Below are 21,651 nucleotides of genomic sequence, written 5' to 3' on the forward strand. Positions count from 1 at the left end.
CTGCACCTTAATAAAAATACGTGCCTGATATCACAGTGACATCAGCGGGCGCATTGTTTAACATCACACTATCAAGGGTCAATAGATTGACCCTCCACTCGTCGACTTTTTTCAAGCGTCAAAAAAACACTAGATACTTTCAGTGCAGTCAGCGGCACCCTATCAGCCGCCAGACCGGACCACATCTACCATTCGGAGCAAAGAGCATGAGCTCTAACTACGTCGTCGTGAAAAGCGTTATCGGCCAAGCGTTTGCCATCTCGGCGGAAGGAGTCCGTCGCGCTCTGTTTGAAGGTGACCGGCTGTTTAGCGGCGAGCAGGTGCTGACCGAACCCGGCAGCGCCGTTACGCTGGAGCTACCGAATGGTGAAATGGTGAGCTTAGGCGAGTCGGCATCCTGGCAGGCTGGCGAGCTGGCCAGCGCAGGTGAATCCGAGCCGATCTCGGACCTGGAACAAGCCATCGCCGACGGTTTCGACCCGACTACCGACCTTGAAGCAACCGCTGCCGGTCCTGGCGCGGGCGGTGGTGCCGGCGGCTCCGGTGGCGGTCACACCGCCATCGTTCTGGATGAAACCGGTGAGCAAGTACAAGCCACTATCGGCTTCAGCACAGATGGTCTGTCCTCGGCAGCCCTTGCCAACGAAGAAGACAGCGGCGCGCCGGTCAATACCTTCCTCGATACCACCGCACCGGACGCTCCGACGGTTTCTCTGCAGTTCGACAGTGCCAATCCGACCGACCGCATCACCAACAACGGCACGCTGAACATCGGCGACATCGAAACCGGCGCTACTGTGGAATACAGCACCGATGGCGGGCAGACCTGGACCTCGTCCTTTACGCCGGCAGAAGGCAGTAACACCGTTTCCGTGCGCCAGACCGACGCGGCCGGGAATACATCGAGCGCCACGACTATCAGCTTCGTGCTCGATACGCAGGCCCCGGTACTGACCATTACGATCGACCCGATCACAGAAGACAACGTCCTCAATGCCAGTGAACATGGCGGCGACATCGTGACCGTCACGGGCAAAGTCACAGGCGAAGTTGCGGTAGGCGACACCGTGACACTGACGCTGGGCGGCAGCAGCTATTCGGGCGCGGTCATTGAGCTACCCAGTGGAGAGCTTGGCTTTAGCATCAACGTGGGCACTGGGGAGTTGGCAGATAACACGCAGATCAGCGCGGTCGTCAGCCACACCGATGCCGCCGGTAATGTGGGGACAGCACAGACATCCAACCAGTACACAGTGGATATCGAAGCCCCATCAATTACTACCGGACAAGAGTTCACTTACAGCGAAAACCAGCCTAGCGGAGCCCTGATCGGCAGCGTTAGCGCCCAGGATACTGTTGGCGTGACCGCCTTCCGGTTCGCCGCCACCGGTAGCGATACCAGTGCCGATGGCTATTTCCAGATCGACACGCAAGGACGCATTACGCTGACCCAGGCGGGCGCTCAATCCGGGGTCAATGATTTTGAGCAGGCGCCGAACCAACACAGCTACGCGATAGAAGCCCTCGACGCCGCAGGCAATGTCTCAGTGGCCGCCATCACGCTGATCGAAGCCAACCTGAATGACAACGCGCCGGTCGCCATGGACGACAGCCTAGTTGCCACCGAAGACACCGTCATCACCTACTCGGCGGCCGACCTGCTGGGCAATGATAGCGACGTGGACAGCGCCAACCTGAGCATCGCCAGTGTCACCAGCGGCAGTGGCGGAACTGCAGTACTCAATACCGATGGCACCGTCACCTTCACCCCCGATGCCAACTTCAATGGCGCGGCCAACTTCAGCTACACCGTCACGGACGGCACCTTCACATCTAATACCGCCACAGTGACCGTTAACGTCGCAGCGGTGAACGATGCACCGGTCGCCCAGGCCACTCAGGCCGAAGCCAGCGAGGATACGGGGTTGGTTACCGGCCAGCTTTCCGCATCCGATGTCGACGTAGGCGACTCTCTGAGCTTCAGCCTGAACGATGCTGCACCTGCCGGTTTCACCCTTGCCGCGAATGGCAGCTGGGCGCTGGATACCAGCGATGCGGCCTATCAGCACCTCGCTCAAGGCCAAACGCTAACGCTGCAGGTGCCCTTCACGGTCACCGATGCAGCCGGTGCAAGCAGTAGCGAAAGCCTCACCCTCGTCATCACCGGCACCAATGACCTGCCCATCGCTCAGCCAGCCTCGGCCAGCGCCATTGAAGGCGCAACTACCACCGTTGGTGCAGTGAGCGCAGCCACCGAGGGCTCGGCAATAACCCTGACCGTCATCACCAGCGCCGCCGGCGAGACGGTAAGCTTTGACTGGCAATTCGCTACTTCGGACTACTTGCCCTATAACGACTTCGCCTTCGTGCAGGTCAACGGCCAGCCCGTGCAGGTATTGAGCGACGTCGCCACGGTCGGCGACCGTGGCAACTCTGGCGTGCAAGGCTTCAGCCATCGGTTCGACGTGCCAGGAACCTACACGCTCGTGATCGGCATTGCCGACGTGAACGATAGCGGCGTCAATTCGACGCTTTCGCTGAGCAACCTGTCCACGAACGCAACCGCAGACGCGAGCGTTGGGGACGTGATCCCAGCCAGCGCAGGCTGGACGCTTACCACCAACGGTGCGACCAACGCTGATCTGTCCAGCCTCATACAACTTGGCACGCTAAGCGGCCAGCTGCTCGCCAGCGATGTTGATCAAGGCGCAACCCTGAGTTTCGGCCTGCCCGGCGACGCACCGGCCGGCTTTACGCTGGGCAGTGATGGCCGCTGGACCTTCGATGCTACCGACAGCGCCTACGACTCACTGGCCGCTGGCGAGATACAAACATTGGTCATTGCCTATGAGGTGACAGACCAGCACGGTGCCGTCGGCCAAAGCACGCTGACCCTGACCATTACGGGTACGAACGACGCCCCCATCGCTCAGCCCGGAACCGTCAGCATCGACGAAGACGACTTGCTCAGCGGACAGCTATCGGCTAACGACGTGGACAATGGTGCGGTTCTGAGCTTCGCTGCCACAGACTCTCTGCCCGCTGGCTTCAGCCTCAACAGCAACGGAGCCTGGACCTTCGACGCGGCCGACCAGGCATACCAGTCTCTGGGCCAGGGCGAATCACTAACCCTTACAGTGCCTTATCGCGTGACGGATGAGCATGGGGCTAGCGGCAACAGCAGCCTGACCGTCACCATCACCGGCACCAACGATGCTGCCGTGATCGCCGGTGATGTCGCTCAAACAGCTGCTGAAACCAACGCACCGCTGACCCTCAACGGCACGCTGACCAGCACCGACGTCGATAACACCGACAACAGCTTCACCGCAGCAACCATCGTGCGTGACAACGGCACCTTCACCCTGGCCGCAGACGGTCAGTGGACCTTCGTCGCCAGCAGCGCTTTCAATGAGCTGAATGTCGGCCAGCAGGTTCAGGAAAGCTTCGAGGTCACCAGCATTGATGGCACGCCGGCCACCGTGACCGTCACCATCACCGGCACCAACGATGCCGCCGTGATCGCCGGTGATGTCGCTCAAACAGCCGCTGAAACCAATGCACCGCTGACCCTTAACGGCACGTTGACCAGCACTGACGTCGATAACGCCGACAACAGCTTCACTGCAGCAACCATCGTGCGTGACAACGGCACCTTCACCCTGGCCGCCAATGGTCAGTGGACCTTCGTCGCCAGCAGCGCTTTCAATGAGCTGAATGTCGGCCAGCAGGTTCAGGAAAGCTTCGAGGTCACCAGCATTGATGGCACGCCGGCCACCGTGACCGTCACCATCACCGGCACCAACGATGCCGCCGTGATCGCCGGTGATGTCGCTCAAACAGCTGCTGAAACCAACGCACCGCTGACCCTCAACGGCACGCTGACCAGCACCGACGTCGATAACACCGACAACAGCTTCACCGCAGCAACCATCGTGCGTGACAACGGCACCTTCACCCTGGCCGCAGACGGTCAGTGGACCTTCGTCGCCAGCAGCGCTTTCAATGAGCTGAATGTCGGCCAGCAGGTTCAGGAAAGCTTCGAGGTCACCAGCATCGATGGCACGCCAGCCACCGTGACCGTCACCATCACCGGCACCAACGATGCCGCCGTGATCGCCGGTGATGTCGCTCAAACAGCTGCTGAAACCAACGCACCGCTGACCCTCAACGGCACGCTGACCAGCACCGACGTCGATAACACCGACAACAGCTTCACCGCAGCAACCATCGTGCGTGACAACGGCACCTTCACCCTGGCCGCCAATGGTCAGTGGACCTTCGTCGCCAGCAGCGCTTTCAATGAGCTGAATGTCGGCCAGCAGGTTCAGGAAAGCTTCAGCGTCACCAGCATCGATGGCACGCCAGCCACCGTGACCGTCACCATCACCGGCACCAACGATGCCGCCGTGATCGCCGGTGATGTCGCTCAAACAGCCGCTGAAACCAACGCACCGCTGACCCTCAACGGCACGCTGACCAGCACCGACGTCGATAACGCCGACAACAGCTTCACTGCAGCAACCATCGTGCGTGACAACGGCACCTTCACCCTGGCCGCCAATGGTCAGTGGACCTTCGTCGCCAGCAGCGCTTTCAATGAGCTGAATGTCGGCCAGCAGGTTCAGGAAAGCTTCGAGGTCACCAGCATTGATGGCACGCCGGCCACCGTGACCGTCACCATCACCGGCACCAACGACGCGCCTATCGCCCAAGACGATAGCTTCCAGACCGCCGAAGACACGCCGCTCAGCCTCGACTCAGCAGATTTGCTAGGCAACGACGGCGACCCGGACGGCGATGCGTTGTCGTTGGTAAATGTACAGAATGCGGTTAACGGCACCGTCGAGCTGGCCAACGGAAACGTAGTATTCACTCCAACGGCAAACTACAGCGGCCCAGCATCCTTCGAATATACGGTCAGCGACGGTAACGGCGGCACTGCAACCGCCACCGCTATCCTTTCGATCGGTGCTGTTGCCGATGCCCCCGTACTAACTACAGCACCAACCTCCGCTCCTCAGCCAACCGGGTTACTGCTACAGACCTGGAATCAACTTTCTGGCTTGAGCGGCACAGGCAGTGGCGCCAATCCATCAACGCTGAAAGCGACTATCGACGCAGCGGGATCCCCAGCTAGTTCATCGACACTAACCGATGCCAACGTAGGCAGCGTGGCCGCCGGGGTTGCGAACAAGCTGTCCGGTCTGATCTACCTAGAAGCTGGAAAAACTTACACATTTAGCGGTGTGGGTGATGACAGCGTCGCCGTAGTGATCGGCGGCACCAATGTCGCCAACGCGACTTGGGGTGGGTCCAGCGGTAGCTTCAGCGGAAACTTTACGCCTGCAAGCTCCGGGTACTACACGCTGGCGATCTATCAGCACAACCAGTCCGGGGCAGGCAATCTAGACGTCAATCTCCGGGTCAATGGAGGCCCGGTCGAGGATCTGTCAACAGCGAATGTGGAGCTCTACCAGAACTCCACTGACCTGCTGGCCAACGGCTTGCGTCTATCGGAATTGTCCTACGACGCCTCTGGCAGCGCCTACTACCAGTCCTATGACTACAACGAGGGCGCTCAGGGCAGCACCATTCTCCTATCACGTCTGACGGCCGAACTGGTCGACCGCGACGGGTCAGAGAGCCTGTCGCTCGAGGTCTCGGACATTCCGGCCGGGGTGCGTTTGAGTGATGGCACGCACACGTTCACGGCAAACGGTGACGTAAGTAAGGTCGATATCAGCCAGTGGAACCTCGGGACATTGACCGTTACCCCGCCAACCGGCTATTCAGGCAAATTCGAGCTGACAATCAACGCGACCGCTACCGAGAAAAGCAATGGCGATGCGGCCAGCACCGCGCTCACCTTGCCAATTACTGTGCATCCAACCAACACGCTCCAGATTGGCGCAGACGGAAACAGCAACGCTGACAACATTATCAACGGCGGCAACGGCAACGATGTGTTACTGGGCGATACTGGGGGTACGTTGACTACCATCCAGCCAGCAACGAACTACAACGTAGCGTTGCTAGTGGATGTATCCGGAAGCATGTCCACGGCACGAATGACGCTGATGAAAGAGGCACTGCGTGCGTTTACTAGTCAATTGGCCGAGCATGACGGCAAGGTAAACATCACCTTGATCAGCTTCGCTACTGGCGCAACTCAGGTGTTGGCGATTAGTGACTTCGATTCGGCTGCTGAGGTTTCACAGCTGCACGCAGCAATCAACGGTTTGAACGCAAGCGGCAACACCAACTATGAAGCCGCATTCAATAGCGCAACCACATGGCTCCAAGGGCAGCCATCAGTCGGTTACCAGAACCTTACTTACTTTCTCACGGATGGAGACCCAACCGCTTACGTCGATGCAAGCGGTGCCAATAGAACCGCCAGCTCGACTACTGCCACCGTTTTCGAAAACTCCTTGGAAGGCTTCGCCCCGTTAAGCGCGATAAGCCAGGTTCATGCCATCGGGATCGGCAGTGACATCAACCAAACCTATCTGAAGTTCTTCGACAACACCAGTGGAACGGGGCTGGCCTCCGGTGCAGTGAGCTTCGGCAACACCACAGAAACCACCAGCTTGGCCACATTTAGTTCCGGTGATACGGGCGTGCTGGGCTCTTCCAATAATTGGACCGGCGGCACGATCACGGGCGGAACACTAAGGGTCACCGGATCCAGCGCCGGAACAACAGCTACAAGCAGCGAGTTCGCTATTACCGCAGACGGTGCAACGCTTCGCTTTAGCGTCGCTACTACGAACTGGGTGAGCAACGGCTCGCAAAGCAGCCGCGATTCCTTCTCGTGGGCAGTGCAGAAACAAGCAATCGACGCAAATGGGGCGATCAGTTGGACGAGCGTAAGTACTGGTTCGTCAACGGGAAATATAACTTCATCGTCGCTAAGCAGCGGTACTTACCGGCTTGTTTATACCGTCAAGGACAACTCATCCAACGGTTCAACCGCCACGGCGCTTATCGATGATATTGCTCTCACAGCGACGGTGCCCATCAGCTACACCGCTCCGGTCGGTAGCGTCGACATCGTCAATAGCGCCGCCGACCTACAGGCTGCCTTGAACGGCGGATCGAGCAGTAACAGCCTTGTGTCGATAGGCAATGACACAGTGAACGGCGGAGCGGGTCACGACATCATCTTCGGTGATGTTATCAATACCGATAAGCTGCCATGGGCTGAAAACAATCTGATAAAGCCGGATAACTTGCCCAACGGTTCGGGGGTTGCGGCGCTTGAGAAGTTCCTCGATATGAAGAATGGCGTCGAGCCTACCGACGCGGATCTGTACGGTTACATTCGCGCCCACCATGAGCAATTCAACGTCGCAGACGACACTCGCGGCGGCAACGATATTCTCAATGGCGGCGCGGGTAATGACATTCTGTACGGCCAGGGTGGCAACGACATTCTCATCGGCGGAGAGGGCAACGACATCCTCTACGGCGGAACCGGCGCGGATACCTTCGTTTGGAAAGCAGGCGACATTGGCAACGATGTCATCAAGGACTTCAATGCGAGCGAAGGTGACCGGATCGATCTGCGCGACCTGCTTCAGGGCGAGAACGATGGCAACATCCTCAATTACCTGCGGATCGACACCGCCACGTCAACGCTACAGATCAGCACCACCGGAGTCCTGAATGACAGCGGCAGCAACGCTGACGTGACCATCAAGCTGGAAAACAGCGGCAGCGCTGTGAACCTCTCGTCCTACGGTTCGACCTCGGCGGATATCATCAATGCGCTGGTCGGTCAGCACGACCTGATCAAGATCGACCACACTTGAGGACATGCCCTGCGCACCAATGGTGCGCAGGGCGCACATCTTCCGATCGGATAAACCCATGCCGTATATCAAGCGTGATGGAAACGGGCGTCTGCTCAAAATTGAGCCGGTGCCCTTCGACGACATGACCGGTGAGCTACCGGACGACGACAGCGAGGTTCGCGCCTGGCTCGCCGCCCAGGACAGCCTTGCCCATCTGCGCCAGAGCGATCTGGAGATGGTGCGGGTACTGGAGGATTTGATTCACGCCCTGATCGACAAGGGCGTGCTGCGTATTACCGACCTACCGGATTCGGCCCAGGCCAAACTGGCAGGGCGGAGCCGGGCGCGCAATGCGCTCGGCTCGACACGCTTACTGGTCGACGATGACGACACCGGCCTGATCTGACCAGCTTTCGCCGGTTTGCCAAGGCGCCGGATTGCCCAGCAACCGGCCCTGTCCACCTTCGAAACCCAACGCGCGAAGGGTCATCCACTCCCCTTCCGTTTCTACCTGCTCAGCGATCAGCGGCAGGTCGATGCTGTGGGCGGCACGCTGCATCGCCTGGATGAAAAGATGTTTGTCATCCTCGGTATCGACACCGCGCAGATAGCTGCCATCAACCTTGAGATAGCCGAGGCCAAGACGCGCGAGGTTGCCGATCATGCTGAAACGGCCGCCAAAGTGCTGAATGCCAAGCCCGAAACCCAGCTGCCGCAGACGCCGTGCCAGCTGCTCGAGGCTTGCCTGGTCCGGTAGCTGAGACTCGTCCAGCTCGATCGTCAGCAGACCTGCCACATCGCCATGCCGTGCCAGCAATTCGAACACCTCCTCGTTGGAGGAAGGATCGCTCAACGTGGCGCCGCAAAGGCTGATGGCCAACGGTGAGTGATGAATTTCCAAGGCCGCCAGCGTCTGGCGCAACATGGCCAGGTCCAGCCGCGCCGTCCAGCCGAAGCGCTCTAGCCACGGCAGGAAGCGCGCCGCCGGCGCCACTTCGCCCTGGCTGTCCACCAGACGCGCCAGCACCTTGCTGTGGATTTGCTGCTGCGGCTCCATGGCGCTCATCACTGGCTGGAAATACAACTGCAGCAGGCCGTTCTCAAGTGCACCATCGAGAAGCTGATACCAATCCTGGTGCTGCTCGGCGACCGCTGCGACTGCGCTAGGCTCGTAGCATGCCCAGGCCGAACGCTGCTGGCTGGCCGCCTGCGCGAGGGCCTGATCCAGCGAGCCATAGAGTGATGCAGCCGAATTTTCCTGAGAAAACGCCGTCAGGCCGATGTGAGCTACCGGCAGTAGATCGGTAAGTCCGGTCTGCTGCAGCGACGCCAATGCATGCTCTACCTGTTCGGCCAGACGTGTGGCTTCGAGCAGATCAAGGCCCACCGCGAGCATGGCGAACTCACCACCGCGTGTGCGTCCGATCAGGAAGCGATCAGCGGTGACCTGGCGCAATTGTTCGGCGACCGCACGCAACAGCTCATCCGTACGCGCGCCGCCGAGCCTCTGATTGAGGCCGGTCAGATCATTGATCCTGAGCAGGAACATGTAACCGCTACCCGCCAGGTCTTCGCCACTCAAGCGAGCCTGCAGCTGCATGTCGAAGTGTCGACGGTTGCTCAGGCCGGTCAGGCCATCGTGATACGCCTCGTCACGCAAGCGCTCGCTGCGGCGCGCCTCTTCGTCGAACAGCGCCTTGAGCTTCTCCACCATGAGGTTCATGGCCAGCACCACGCGGCGCAGCTCCGGGGTTTCCGGCAGCTGCGGCACGCTAAGGAATTCACGGCGAGTGATTGCCTGGGACTGCTCGACCATATCGTCGAGCGGGCGCAACTGGCGCCGCAACAACGCTGCGCCTAGCAGCGCGCTGACCACGCCGCAGAGCACCAGCCAACCGAACATGCCGAGGGTGCTCTGCCACAGGCGCGATACGGCGAACATCGGGTGGCTGACTACCTCGACGCGGGCGGCCTGTTGCCAGCCGCGACTGACGATCGCCTCACCGCCTTCCGGCTGCAGATTGATCAGGCTGACGAACCACCGCGGCGCACTGCCGGCATCCGGCTCGGCTTGCCGCTCGATCATGGCCTGCTCGGTTTCCAGCTCGATCACCCGGATCGACTGGTAATAACCGCTATCGAACAGTGAGCTGACCACCAGCTCGACCATTGCTGGATCGTCGATATTGGCGGTCAGGGACAAACCCAGCGCCGTGGCCGCGTCCTGTGCATGGGAACGCAGCTGGTTGGCGTACTGATCGCGCGAACTCTCCAGGCTGACCACGAAGCTGCCGGTGAACGCGGCGAGCAGAAACAGGCAGATCGCTAGCAACAGCTGTTTGAACAGGGACATGTGAAACTCCTACGATCCGGACCCGGCCGGAAAACCTTCCGCGTGCATCTTTTTCAGCAAATCCTGCCAGCGCGACAGCTTCTTGCTGTCGCTCACTTGCTTGTCGCCGCTACGCCCCGGCAGCCACAGCCCTTCGCCATTGAATGCGTAGACCGGCACCAGATCGTTGCGCTGGGTCGCCGGCAAGATGCCACCGACCAGATTGTCCAGCACCAGCGGTATCGCACCGGGCTGCTCGTAATAGGTCAGCACCATGTGCGCCTGGTTGAGCCTGACTGCCTTGACGTAGGTGATACGCAATTTATCGGCCGAGATACCGAGACGCCGCAGGCTCACGTACTTGGCGATCGCATAGTCTTCGCAATCACCCCCACCGATGCGCAAGGCTTCGACGGGGGTCGCCCAGTAATCGGTTTGCCGCCAGAGCTTGAGGTCGTCCTCGAAGCGCAGCTGGTGATTGAAGAAGTTGTTCACCGCACGCAGCTTTTCATGTTCCGTAGCCGACACCTGTTCGTTCAACAGCGCCTCCCAGGCCAACAGACGCTCACGCCCTTCACCGAGAGGGCCGTAGCGTTTCTCGGCCTGACTCAGGATGCGCGTGAAATCCCAGTCGTCGGCCACCGCCCAGACAAGCTGGGCAAGACCCAGCGCACCCAGCAAAGCGATGACGTAGCGGATAGGGACAAGCCGCGTCTGGCCAAACATGACTACAACTCTTGAACGGCGGACGGGATGGGAAGCAGCCGCAGCTGATGGCGCAGTGCCACTCGAACACTGGATGTTGGCGGGACGGCGGCTAAAACACAAGCGCCACGCCTACTGGCGCGACGGCTGGCCAGCGTGCCAGGTGGGTTTGCCGTCACGAACGCCCGAAGCCGGGCAGCGGCAGTTATACTTGCCCGCTTTTCTGGCCGGCCGGCCGTCATTCCGCCCGCAGGACAACACATGGACAGCATCAATTCCCGTATCGCCAACGAGCTGGGCGTACGCCCGCAACAGGTCGCCGCCGCCGTGGCGCTGCTCGACGAAGGCTCCACCGTGCCCTTCATCGCCCGCTACCGCAAGGAAGTCACCGGCAGCCTCGACGATACCCAGCTGCGCAACCTGGAAGAGCGCCTGCGCTACCTGCGCGAGCTGGATGATCGCCGTGCATCCATCCTCGCCAGCATCGAGGAACAGGGCAAGCTGACGCCCGAGCTCAAGCGCGAGATCGACCTTGCCGACACCAAGACCCGCCTCGAAGATCTTTACCTGCCCTATAAACAGAAGCGCCGCACCAAGGGCCAAATTGCCCTGGAAGCAGGTCTCGGCGAGCTGGCCGATGCGCTGTTCGGCAACCCGGAGCTCACGCCTGAGCAGGAAGCCGAACGTTTCATCGACGCCGAAAAGGGCTTTGCCGATGTGAAAGCGTTGCTCGAAGGCGCCAAGTACATCCTCATGGAGCGCTTCGCCGAAGACGCCGACCTGCTGGCCAAGCTGCGCGACTTCCTCAAGCACAACGCCACGCTCAGTGCCCGCGTGGTGCCAGGCAAGGAGAATGAAGGCGCCAAGTTCAGCGACTACTTCGAGCATGACGAAGTGCTGAAGAACACTCCGTCGCACCGCGCGCTGGCGATCTTCCGCGGACGCAACGAAGGCATCCTCAGCGTAAGCCTCAAGGTCGGGGATGAGACGCCGGGTAGCATGCACCCAGGCGAGGGCATGATTGGCGAGCGCTTCGGCATCGCCAACCGTGGCCGCGCGGCGGACAAGTGGCTCGGTGAGGTGGTGCGCTGGACCTGGAAGGTCAAGCTCTACACTCACTTGGAAACCGACCTGCTCGGCGAGCTGCGCGACAAGGCCGAGGACGACGCCATCGGTGTCTTTGCGCGCAACATGCACGATCTTCTGTTATCCGCGCCGGCCGGACCGCGTGCCACCCTCGGCCTCGACCCGGGCCTGCGTACGGGTTGCAAAGTCGCGGTGGTCGATGCCACCGGCAAGCTGCTGGATACCGCTACCGTTTACCCTCACGCGCCGCGCAACGACTGGGACGGCACCCTGGCGGTGCTGGCCAAGCTGTGCGCCAAGCACGGCGTCGACCTGATCGCTATCGGCAACGGCACCGCCAGTCGCGAAAGCGACAGGCTGGCGGCCGATCTGATCAAACAAGTGCCGGGCCTGAAGCTGACCAAGGTGATGGTCTCCGAGGCCGGCGCCTCGGTGTACTCAGCCTCTGAGCTGGCGGCGAAGGAATTTCCGGATCTGGATGTCTCGATCCGTGGCGCGGTATCCATCGCGCGCCGCCTGCAGGACCCGCTGGCCGAGCTGGTGAAGATCGAACCAAAAGCCATCGGCGTTGGCCAGTACCAGCACGATGTTTCCCAGCTCAAGCTGGCACGCTCGCTGGACGCGGTCGTCGAAGACTGCGTGAACGCCGTCGGCGTCGACGTCAACACCGCCTCCGTGGCGCTGCTGGCGCGTATCTCTGGCCTCAACACCACCCTGGCGCAGAACATCGTCGCCTACCGCGACGCTAACGGTGCGTTCAAAGCCCGCAGCGAGCTGAAAAAGGTACCGCGTCTGGGCGACAAGACCTTCGAGCAGGCCGCCGGATTCCTCCGCGTGATGAATGGCGACAACCCGCTGGACGCCTCGGCGGTGCACCCGGAAACCTATCCGCTGGTCAAGCGCATCGCCCAGGACACCGGCCGCGATATCCGCTCGCTGATCGGCGACTCGGCGTTCCTCAAGCGCCTGGACCCCAAGCAGTTCACTGATGAAAGCTTCGGTCTGGTCACCGTCAGCGACATTCTCCAGGAACTGGAAAAGCCTGGCCGCGACCCGCGCCCCGAGTTCAAGACTGCCGAGTTCCAGGATGGCGTCGAGAAGCTCAGCGATCTGGAGCCGGGCATGGTGCTCGAAGGCGTGGTGACCAACGTGACCAACTTCGGTGCCTTCGTCGATATCGGCGTGCATCAGGATGGCCTGGTGCACATCAGCGCGCTGTCCGAGAAGTTCGTCAAGGATCCGTACGAAGTGGTCAAAGCCGGTGACATCGTCAAGGTCAAGGTCATGGAAGTGGACATCCCGCGCCAGCGCGTCGGCTTGTCCATGCGCATGAGCGACACGCCCGGCGCCAAGACCGATGGCCCGCGTGGCGGGCAATCCCGTGGGGCTGGCGGACAGCCTCGCGGCAACGCACCGCGCAGCGAGCGTCATGCCAAGGAAGACAAGCCGGCACCGGCCAATGCCGCCATGGCAGCGCTGTTCGCCAATGCCAAGCAATTGAGGAAATGAGCCATGAGTACTGAAGTCGAGGCGGTGGGCAACTCCAGCGCCTTCGGCCGCCTGCTCGGCCTGGAGATCCACCAGGTCGGCAATGGCGAGGCGGTGCTCGGCCTGACCATGCACGACGGATTGCGCAACCTGCACGGCAAGCTGCACGGTGGCGCGCTGTTCTCGCTGATCGACACCGCCATGGGCCAGGCCAGCCACAGCCTCGGCGACGGCGCGCCGAATAGCGTGACGCTGGAGTGCAAGGTCAACTACATCCGCCCGGTGAGCGACGGCGAGCTGCGCTGCCGCGCCTGGGTGGTGCATGGCGGCCGGCGCACCCAGGTGCTCGAAGCCGAAGTTCATCAGGGCGAAAAACTGGTCGCCAAGGCCCAGGCGACATTCGCCTGCCTGTAGTCGCCCACGGAGCCGCCACGCGTCGACGGCGGTCGAAGCAACGTCGCCTCTTGTGAAGCGGCTTTTCCATCCCCATATTGGGCCGACTGTCGCGTGAAGGAATCCACAAGTTGAGCGCACTTCTCTCCCACCGCCTGGCATTGCTGGCCGAGCCCACCCACCTGCCACTGCTCAGCCAATGCCTGCACGGGATCGAACGCGAGTGCCTGCGCGTCGACGCTCACGGCCAGCTGGCGATGACGTCTCACCCTGCTGCACTGGGTTCGGCGCTGACTCACCCGCAGATCACCACCGACTATTCGGAGGCGCTGCTGGAATTCATCACCGGCACCGACAGCGACCCGAACAACACCCTTGCCGAGCTCGAAGCGATCCACCGCTTCTCCTATGCCAAGCTCGACGAGGAGTTCCTCTGGAGCCCGTCGATGCCCTGCCCGCTACCGAGCGAGGCGGACATCCCAATCGCCGAATACGGCAGCTCCAACATCGGCCGGCTCAAGCACGTCTACCGCCAAGGCCTGGCGCTGCGCTATGGCAAGACCATGCAGTGCATCGCCGGCATCCACTACAACTTCTCATTGCCCGAGACGTTGTGGCCGGTGCTGCAGGCCGATGACGGCGATACCCGCGCGGTGCAGGATTACCGCTCGACGCGCTATATCGCCGTGATCCGCAATTTCCGCCGTTACAGCTGGCTGCTGATGTATCTGTTTGGCGCCTCACCGGCGCTGGATGCCGGCTTCCTGCGTGGCCGCCCACACCAGCTCGACAAGCTCGACGCCAACACGCTGTACCTGCCGTACGCCACCAGCCTGCGCATGAGCGATCTGGGCTACCAGAACAACGCCCAGGCCGGCCTGACGCCTTGCTATGACAACCTGGACAGCTATACCGAGAGCCTCTTCCGTGCCGTCTCCACGCCCTACGCTCCCTACGAGGCACTGGGCACCAAAGACGCCGCCGGCCACTGGCAGCAGCTCAACACCAACGTGCTGCAGATCGAAAACGAGTACTACTCCAACATCCGCCCGAAACGCGTCACCGCCACCGGCGAACGACCGTTGCAGGCGCTGCGCGCGCGCGGCATTCAGTACATTGAAGTGCGCTGCCTGGACATCAATCCGTTCCTGCCGCTGGGCATCGACGCCAGCGAAGCGCACTTCCTCGATGCCTTCCTGCTGTTCTGTGCCCTGAGCGATAGCCCGTGCCTGGCCGATAGCGAATGTGTCGCGGCCACGGACAACTTCCTCAAGGTGGTCAAGGAAGGTCGCCGGCCGGAGCTCGAACTGCAACGCTGTGGCGAAAACGTCCAGTTGACTGCCTGGGCCGAGCAGTTGCTTGACCAGATCGCCCAAGTCGCCACGCTCCTCGACCGCAGCCATGGCGACACTCGACATGTCGCGGCGCTTGCCGAGCAACGCGCCAAGGTGGCCGACAGCAGTCTAACTCCCTCGGCGCGAGTGCTCGACGAGCTACGCCGTAGCGGTGAGAGCTTCAGCCAATTCGCCATGCGCCAGACCCAGGCCCATGCCGATTACTTCCGCAGCCGGACGCTTAGTGTCGCCGAGCTGGAACAGTTCGAAGCCGCAGCGCAGCAGTCACTGGAGCGACAGGCTGCGATGGAAGCGGCGGACGAGCTTGATTTCGACAGTTTCGTCGTCGAATACCAGCGCAGCCTGAGTCTCTGACTGGACACTGGCGGGCGCAACGCCCGCCAGGATGCCGTCTCAGAGTGATTTTTCGAAGATCTTCGAATTGCGCTGGAAGTTGTACAGCGAGGCACGTGCGGCCGGCAGGCGGTCCACATCAATCGGTTCGAAACCACGCTCGCGGAACCAGTGAGCGGTGCGCGTGGTAAGCACGATTAGCTTTTTCAGCCCCAGCTTGCGAGCGCGTTCCTCAATGCGTTCGAGCAACTCGTCGCCGCGACCACCGTGGCGGTATTCCGGATTGACCGCCAGACAGGCCAGCTCGCCGGCATCCGAATCGGCAATCGGATAAAGCGCCGCGCAGGCGATGATCAGACCGTCGCGCTCGACGATGCTGAACTGCTCGACCTCCCGCTCCAGCACTTCGCGCGAGCGCCGTACCAGAATGCCCTGCTCCTCCAGTGGCGTGATCAGATCGATGAGGCCGCCAACATCCTCGATGGTCGCCTCGCGCAACTGCTCGAACTGCTCCTGCGTCACCAACGTGCCGCCACCATCGCGGGTGAACAGCTCGTTGAGCAATGCGCCGTCGTCGGCATAGCTGACCACATGGCTGCGCCGCACACCGCCGCGGCAGGCCTGCGCAGCGGCGTCCAGCAACTCGGCCTGGTACTGGCTGCCGAGCCGCTCGACATAGGCCGGAATCTGCTGCGGTCGCAGTTCGCGCACCAGCTTGCCGCTTTCGTCGAGCAAGCCCGGCTCGGCACCGTAGAGCACCAGCTTGTCGGCCTGCAGGTCGATGGCCGCACGGGTCGCTACGTCTTCGCAGGCGAGGTTGAAGATCTCACCGGTAGGCGAATAACCCAGCGGCGAGAGCAGCACGATGGTGCGCTCGTCCAGCAGCCGGCCAATGCCCTTGCGATCAATGCGGCGCACCTCGCCGGTGTGGTGCAGGTCGACGCCATCGAGCACGCCGATTGGCCGCGCGGTGACGAAGTTGCCACCAGCAACGCGCAGTCGCGCGCCCTGCATGGGCGATGCCGCCATGTCCATCGACAGGCGCGCCTCAAGGGCGATGCGCATATGCCCGACTGCGTCGATCACGCACTCCATGGTTGGCGTATCGGTGACGCGCAGGTCGCGGTGGAATCGCGGTTCGATACCTCGGGAGGCCAGACGCGCCTCGATCTGCGGACGCGAACCGAACACCAGCACCAGGCGCACACCGAGGCTGTGCAGCAGCACCAGGTCGTGGACGATATTGGCGAAGTTGGCGTGCTCCAGGCCATCGCCCGGCAGCATGACGACAAACGTGCGGTCACGGTGCGAGTTGATGTAGGGCGAGGAATCGCGGAGCCAGGTGACGTAGTCGTGCATGGAAAAGCCTTCGTGGCGGTCTTGTTCGTCTGAGGGTGGTCAGTTCGGGTCGGTCTGCGGTTGCAGGCAGTAGTGCTCGATCATTCGCCGCAGCAGCTGCAGGGTCGGTTCGATGCGGTCGAGTTGCAGGTACTCGTCGGGCTGGTGTGCGCAGGCGATGTCACCGGGGCCCAGCACCAGCGTTTCACAGCCAAGCTGCTGAAGATAAGGTGCTTCGGTGGCAAACGCTACCGCCTCGGCGCGGTGGCCGGTTAGACGCTCGGCCAGACGCACCAGCTCGCTTTCCGCCGCCTGCTCGAAGGCTGGCACCGCGGGGAACAGCGGCGCCAAGTCGATCTTCACCTGATGCTGCTCGGCTAGCGGCTGCAGGCGCTGACGGATGATCCCGCGCAGCTGCTGCGGGTCCATGCCCGGTAGCGGGCGCAGGTCGAACTCCAGCGCACACTGGCCGCAGATGCGGTTGGGGTTGTCACCGCCGTGGATGCAGCCGAAGTTGAGCGTCGGCTTGGGCACGTCGAACAGCGGGTTGTCGTACTCGGTCTGCCACTGCCGGCGCAGCGTCATCATCTCGCCGATAACACCGTGCATGGCTTCCAGGGCGCTATGGCCGTATGCCGGGTTCGACGAGTGGCCGCTCTGCCCAAGAATGTCGATGCGTTCCATCATGATGCCTTTGTGCAGGCGCACCGGGCGCAGGCCGGTGGGCTCGCCGATCACCGCCGCACGTCCAAGCGGCTGGCCGGCTTCGGCCAGGGCCCGAGCGCCGGACATCGAGCTTTCCTCGTCGCAGGTGGCGAGAATCAGCAATGGCCGGCGAAACGGCTGCTCCAGCAGTGGCCGAACCGCCTCAATGATCAGCGCGAAGAAACCCTTCATATCGCAACTGCCCAGCCCGTACCAGCGGCCGTCGGCCTCGCGCAGCTTCAGCGGGTCGGACGTCCACAGACCGGCGTCGAACGGCACGGTATCGCTGTGGCCGGCCAGCACCAGCCCGCCGGGACCGCTGCCGTAGCTGGCCAGCAGGTTGAATTTTCCCGGAGCGACTTCCGGTGTCTCGCAGGCGAACCCGAGCTCACCGAGCCAAGCGGCCAGCAGTTCGATCACCGGGCGGTTGCTCTGGTCCCAGCCGGGCTGCGTACAGCTGACCGAAGGTGCCGCGAGAAGCTGCGCGAACTGCTCCTTGAACGAGGGAATAGGCACCGCTTACCTCCGTGATGCAATCGAAACGAGCCTGCAGTGAAGCATGAAACACGCCACGGCGGGACCCGCAAACGAAAACGCCCCGTCAGATCGACGGGGCGTTTCGACAACCGCAGGCTACGTGAAGGATCAGGTGAAGATGGCGCGCAGGATCAGGAAGAACACGATGGCCAGACCCGCACCCACCGGCAGGGTGACCAGCCAGGACATGAAGATCTTGCCGACCACGCCCAGATTCAACGCACCGATACCACGGGCGATACCCACGCCGAGCACCGCACCGACCAGCGTATGGGTGGTGGATACCGGCAGGCCAATGGCCGAGGCGCCGACTACGGTGGTCGCGGTGGCCAGTTCGGCAGCGAAACCGCGGCTCGGCGTCAGTTCGGTGATCTGCTTGCCGATGGTGGCGATCACCTTGTAGCCATAAGTCGCCAGACCGATGACGATACCGACGGCGCCCAACAGCAGCACCCAACCCGGTACTGCCGCCTTGGCGCCGATGACGGCGGCGCCTTCGGACTGCAGTACGCCAACCACAGCGGCCAGCGGGCCAACCGCGTTGGCCACGTCATTGGAGCCATGAGCGAAGGCCATGGAGCAGGCGGTGAAAATCATCAGTACGGCGAACACCTTCTCCACGCTGGAGAAATGGAAGGCCTTGTCCGCCTCGACGTCGACCTTGATCCGCGTCAGCAAGGCGATACCGATCAGCATCACCAATGCACCGACGCCCACTGCCAGCATGAAACTCTGCCCGCCACTGAGGTCCAGCCCGATGTGCTTGAGGCCCTTGGACAGGGTCATCAGCGCGACCATGAAACCGGTGAGAAACATGTACAGCGGGACGAAGCGCTTGGCGTTCTGGAAGGGCTCATCGGTATCGATGATCAGGCGCTGCACGCTGATGAACAGGCCGAAGGCGACGGTGCCCGACAGCATGGGCGAAACCACCCAGCTGGCGACGATGGGGCCGACACCGCTCCAGTGCACCGCATCCACGGAAATACCCACGGCGGCGAAGCCGATCACCGCGCCGACGATCGAGTGCGTGGTCGATACCGGCCAGCCCTTGATCGAGGCGATCAGCAGCCAGGTCCCGGCCGCCAGCAGTGCCGACATCATGCCCAGCACCATCAGCTCTGGCGGAATGGCGGACGCATCGACGATGCCGCTCTTGATCGTTTCGGTGACCTGGCCACCGGCCAGGTAAGCACCACAAAACTCGAAGACCATTGCTACGACGATTGCCTGCTTGATGGTCAGCGCGCGGGAGCCTACCGAGGTGCCCATGGCGTTAGCCACGTCGTTGGCGCCCACGCCCCAGGCCATGAAAAAGCCGAACATGCAGGCGAGCACCAGGAGTACGAAGCCGTAATCCGCGATAAAGGACATAAGAATTACCTGTTGAACCCAGAAAGGACGCTGGCGCCTTAGCGCGCCAGCAATTGTTCCAGACGGTTGCCGACGCGCTCGGCGCGGTCGGCTACATCACCGATCCATTCGATGATCTTGTAGAGAAAGATCACGTCGACTGCTGGCAAATCCTTTTCCAGATTGAACAGAGCACGGCGAACCGTGATCTGCATGCGGTCGGTCTCGCGCTCGATTTCCTCGAGCTCCTCGACCATTTTTTCGACGAGAGTGGCTTCGCGGCCGCTGAAACCGGTTTCCAGCAGCGAATCCAGCTCTTTAAGCGCCTTGAGCGCCTGAGCGCTGGCGTCGACGGTGCGTTGCACGTAGGACAGCATCTGCGGTTGCAGCGGCTGGGGGATAGTCATGCAGCGGCCCAGCATCAGGCCGGCGATGTCCTTGGCACGGTTGGCGATCTTGTCCTGTACACTCAACAGATCAAGCAGATCGGAGCGTGGCACCGGCAGGAACAAGCTTTTCGGCAGGTGCTGGCGGACACTCTTCTTCAGCTTGTCGGCCTCGTTTTCCAGCTGCGCCATCTGCTGCTGGATCTGCTCGACCTTTTCCCAGTCTTCGGACATGACCGCCTGAAACAGCGGTACCAGGTTCGCCGCACATTCATGCGACTTGGCCATATGCTGCTGCATCGGGCCGATTGGCGAACGTCCGAACAAGCTGACGAAAGGATTGACTGGCATAGGGTAAGGCCCCGGCTTGAAAGAGGCGGCAAGTATACGGACAGGCCATCACGCCTGCTACCGTGTGTCATCAGGCGGCAACACCAACACATCATAGGCACCCAGTCGGCATCATGCAGAAAGAAACCGAAATCAAGCTACGCGCCAGCCGCGAAACCCTGCTCGCCCTGCGCGAACATCCGTTGCTGAAGAAGCGCAACAAGAGCGGCTGGTCGCGGCATGAGCTGTTCAACCAGTATTACGACACGGTCGAGCGCGCGCTGGCCCAGGCCCGCGTCGCCCTGCGCCTGCGCCGCGATGGCGAGCAGGTCATCCAGACCCTGAAGAGCCGTGGACAAAGTGTCGCAGGCCTGTCCGAGCGCAACGAATGGGATTGGTATCTGGACAAACCCAAACTGGATACCAAGAAGCTGGGTGACGACTGCTGGCCAGCCAGCCTCGCCGATCTGGACAAGAAGACCCTGAAACCGATCTTCACCACCGACTTTGTCCGCGAAAAGGCTGAGATCGCCTGGGGTCGCGGCAAGACCAAAGTGGTCATCGAGGCCGCGCTGGATCTGGGCCAGGTCAAGGCCGGCAAGCAGTCCGAGGAAATCTGCGAGCTGGAGCTCGAACTGCGCCAGGGCGATCCCGAAGCGCTGCTTGAACTGGCTGCCGAGCTGGCCGCCGACCTGCCGCTGATGCCGTGCGATATCAGCAAGGCCGAGCGCGGTTATCGCCTGCACGACGCCGATGGCTACAACCTGCAGCTGCCGGCGCCGGAACTCGATGTTGTTATGCCGCTGGATGACGCAGTGGTCGCGCTTGGCTGGCAGTTGCTCGGCAACAGCCAGCGACTGGCCGAACAGTACCGTTTCAATGGTCGCTGGAAACTGCTCGGCGAGTGGCTGCAGCAACTGATCGAACTGCGCGCCCTGCTTGGCAGCCTCGGCCAGGCCGCACCGCGCGCCAGCAGTCATGACCTGCGCGAGCTGCTCGATGCACTGATCCAGGACTGGCGCCCACGTGTCGAGGCAGGACAGAACGATGAAGCCGTACGCAAGGCCGCACCAGCACAATTCACCGAGGAGCTCGGCCAGACCCGTTGGGGACTGCTGTCGCTGAAAGCTTCGCTGTGGCTGCTGCGACGTAGCTGGACCGAAGGCCGCAACGCCCGTGGCGATCGCCAGGGCGCCGCCGAGCTCGGCAAGTGGCTGGTGCATCTGTTGACAGAAGAGGCCAAGGCGTTGCAGTTGCCGCGTTATCAGCAGCAACCCGAGGACCTCACCGAGCAGAGCCCGCGCATGGAGCGGCTGCTGGTGTGGTTGCACCTTGCGCGTAGCGTGCTGGACCTGCCGGAAGTCGATCGTCTATATGGCGAGCTGGCCAAGTTGTATGAACTGGCCCGCCAGCCCATCGACGAGCAGGCGCTGGAACTACGCGTCCAGCAGGCGCACCTGGTCTGGACACTCAAGGCCTGGAAGCAGCTGGAGAAATAAGCTCGAAAGCCG

General features: G+C 61.8%; 12 protein-coding genes. 6 read left to right on the forward strand and 6 right to left on the reverse strand.

Going from position 1 to position 21,651, the window contains the following annotated elements; all coding sequences use genetic code 11:
• Positions 1-20 precede the first annotated feature (20 nt).
• Positions 21-7,817 (forward strand): retention module-containing protein, encoded by a 7,797-nt coding sequence (locus SM130_RS20475; protein ID WP_342369066.1) that lies wholly within the window; start codon positions 21-23, stop codon positions 7,815-7,817.
• Between the two features lie 58 nt (positions 7,818-7,875).
• Positions 7,876-8,205: a tryptophan synthase subunit beta gene (locus tag SM130_RS20480; RefSeq protein WP_102826720.1), complete on the forward strand. Its 330-nt coding sequence runs from the start codon at positions 7,876-7,878 to the stop codon at positions 8,203-8,205.
• Here SM130_RS20480 and lapD read toward each other — a convergent pair.
• Together lapD and lapG are read right to left on the reverse strand one after the other, a co-directional pair.
• On the reverse strand, positions 8,170-10,152 hold the full coding sequence (lapD, locus tag SM130_RS20485; protein ID WP_102826719.1) for a cyclic di-GMP receptor LapD: 1,983 nt from the start codon (positions 10,150-10,152) through the stop codon (positions 8,170-8,172). The two genes, SM130_RS20480 and lapD, sit on opposite strands and share 36 nt — an antisense overlap.
• A gap of 9 nt (positions 10,153-10,161) precedes the next feature.
• Positions 10,162-10,857 carry a cysteine protease LapG gene (gene lapG / locus SM130_RS20490; RefSeq protein ID WP_102826718.1) on the reverse strand — a complete coding sequence of 232 codons (696 nt, stop codon included), beginning with the start codon at positions 10,855-10,857 and terminating at the stop codon, positions 10,162-10,164.
• 240 nt (positions 10,858-11,097) lie between these two features.
• Here lapG and SM130_RS20495 point away from each other — a divergent pair, with 240 nt between their 5' ends.
• The 3 genes from SM130_RS20495 (at position 11,098) to gshA (ending at position 15,512) form a co-directional block, all read left to right on the forward strand.
• Positions 11,098-13,431 carry a Tex family protein gene (locus SM130_RS20495; RefSeq protein ID WP_102826717.1) on the forward strand — a complete coding sequence of 778 codons (2,334 nt, stop codon included), beginning with the start codon at positions 11,098-11,100 and terminating at the stop codon, positions 13,429-13,431.
• Between the two features lie 3 nt (positions 13,432-13,434).
• The gene (locus SM130_RS20500) at positions 13,435-13,824 is read left to right on the forward strand and encodes a PaaI family thioesterase (RefSeq protein WP_102826716.1); all 390 of its coding nucleotides are present in this window, start codon (positions 13,435-13,437) and stop codon (positions 13,822-13,824) included.
• A 110-nt stretch (positions 13,825-13,934) separates the two neighbouring features.
• On the forward strand, positions 13,935-15,512 hold the full coding sequence (gshA, locus tag SM130_RS20505; protein ID WP_102826715.1) for a glutamate--cysteine ligase: 1,578 nt from the start codon (positions 13,935-13,937) through the stop codon (positions 15,510-15,512).
• Positions 15,513-15,551: 39 nt separating this feature from the next.
• Here gshA and argA read toward each other — a convergent pair whose 3' ends face one another.
• From argA to SM130_RS20525, 4 genes are all read right to left on the reverse strand, one after another.
• The gene (gene argA, locus SM130_RS20510; protein WP_102826714.1) at positions 15,552-16,850 is read right to left on the reverse strand and encodes an amino-acid N-acetyltransferase; all 1,299 of its coding nucleotides are present in this window, start codon (positions 16,848-16,850) and stop codon (positions 15,552-15,554) included.
• Between the two features lie 39 nt (positions 16,851-16,889).
• Positions 16,890-18,050, reverse strand: coding sequence for an acetylornithine deacetylase (gene argE, locus SM130_RS20515; RefSeq protein ID WP_102826713.1), 1,161 nt, complete (start codon positions 18,048-18,050; stop codon positions 16,890-16,892).
• Positions 18,051-18,179: 129 nt separating this feature from the next.
• Entirely contained in the window at positions 18,180-19,445 is a 1,266-nt protein-coding gene (locus tag SM130_RS20520; RefSeq protein ID WP_102826712.1) for an inorganic phosphate transporter, read from the reverse strand.
• Between the two features lie 38 nt (positions 19,446-19,483).
• On the reverse strand, positions 19,484-20,161 hold the full coding sequence (locus SM130_RS20525) for a TIGR00153 family protein (RefSeq protein WP_102826711.1): 678 nt from the start codon (positions 20,159-20,161) through the stop codon (positions 19,484-19,486).
• 113 nt (positions 20,162-20,274) lie between these two features.
• On the opposite strand from SM130_RS20525, the gene SM130_RS20530 reads away from it, so the two are divergent.
• Positions 20,275-21,639: an inorganic triphosphatase gene (locus SM130_RS20530; protein WP_102826710.1), complete on the forward strand. Its 1,365-nt coding sequence runs from the start codon at positions 20,275-20,277 to the stop codon at positions 21,637-21,639.
• Positions 21,640-21,651: the final 12 nt, after the last annotated feature.

This window comes from Stutzerimonas stutzeri (assembly GCF_038561965.1).
Taxonomy (GTDB): Bacteria; Pseudomonadota; Gammaproteobacteria; order Pseudomonadales; family Pseudomonadaceae; genus Stutzerimonas; species Stutzerimonas stutzeri_AA.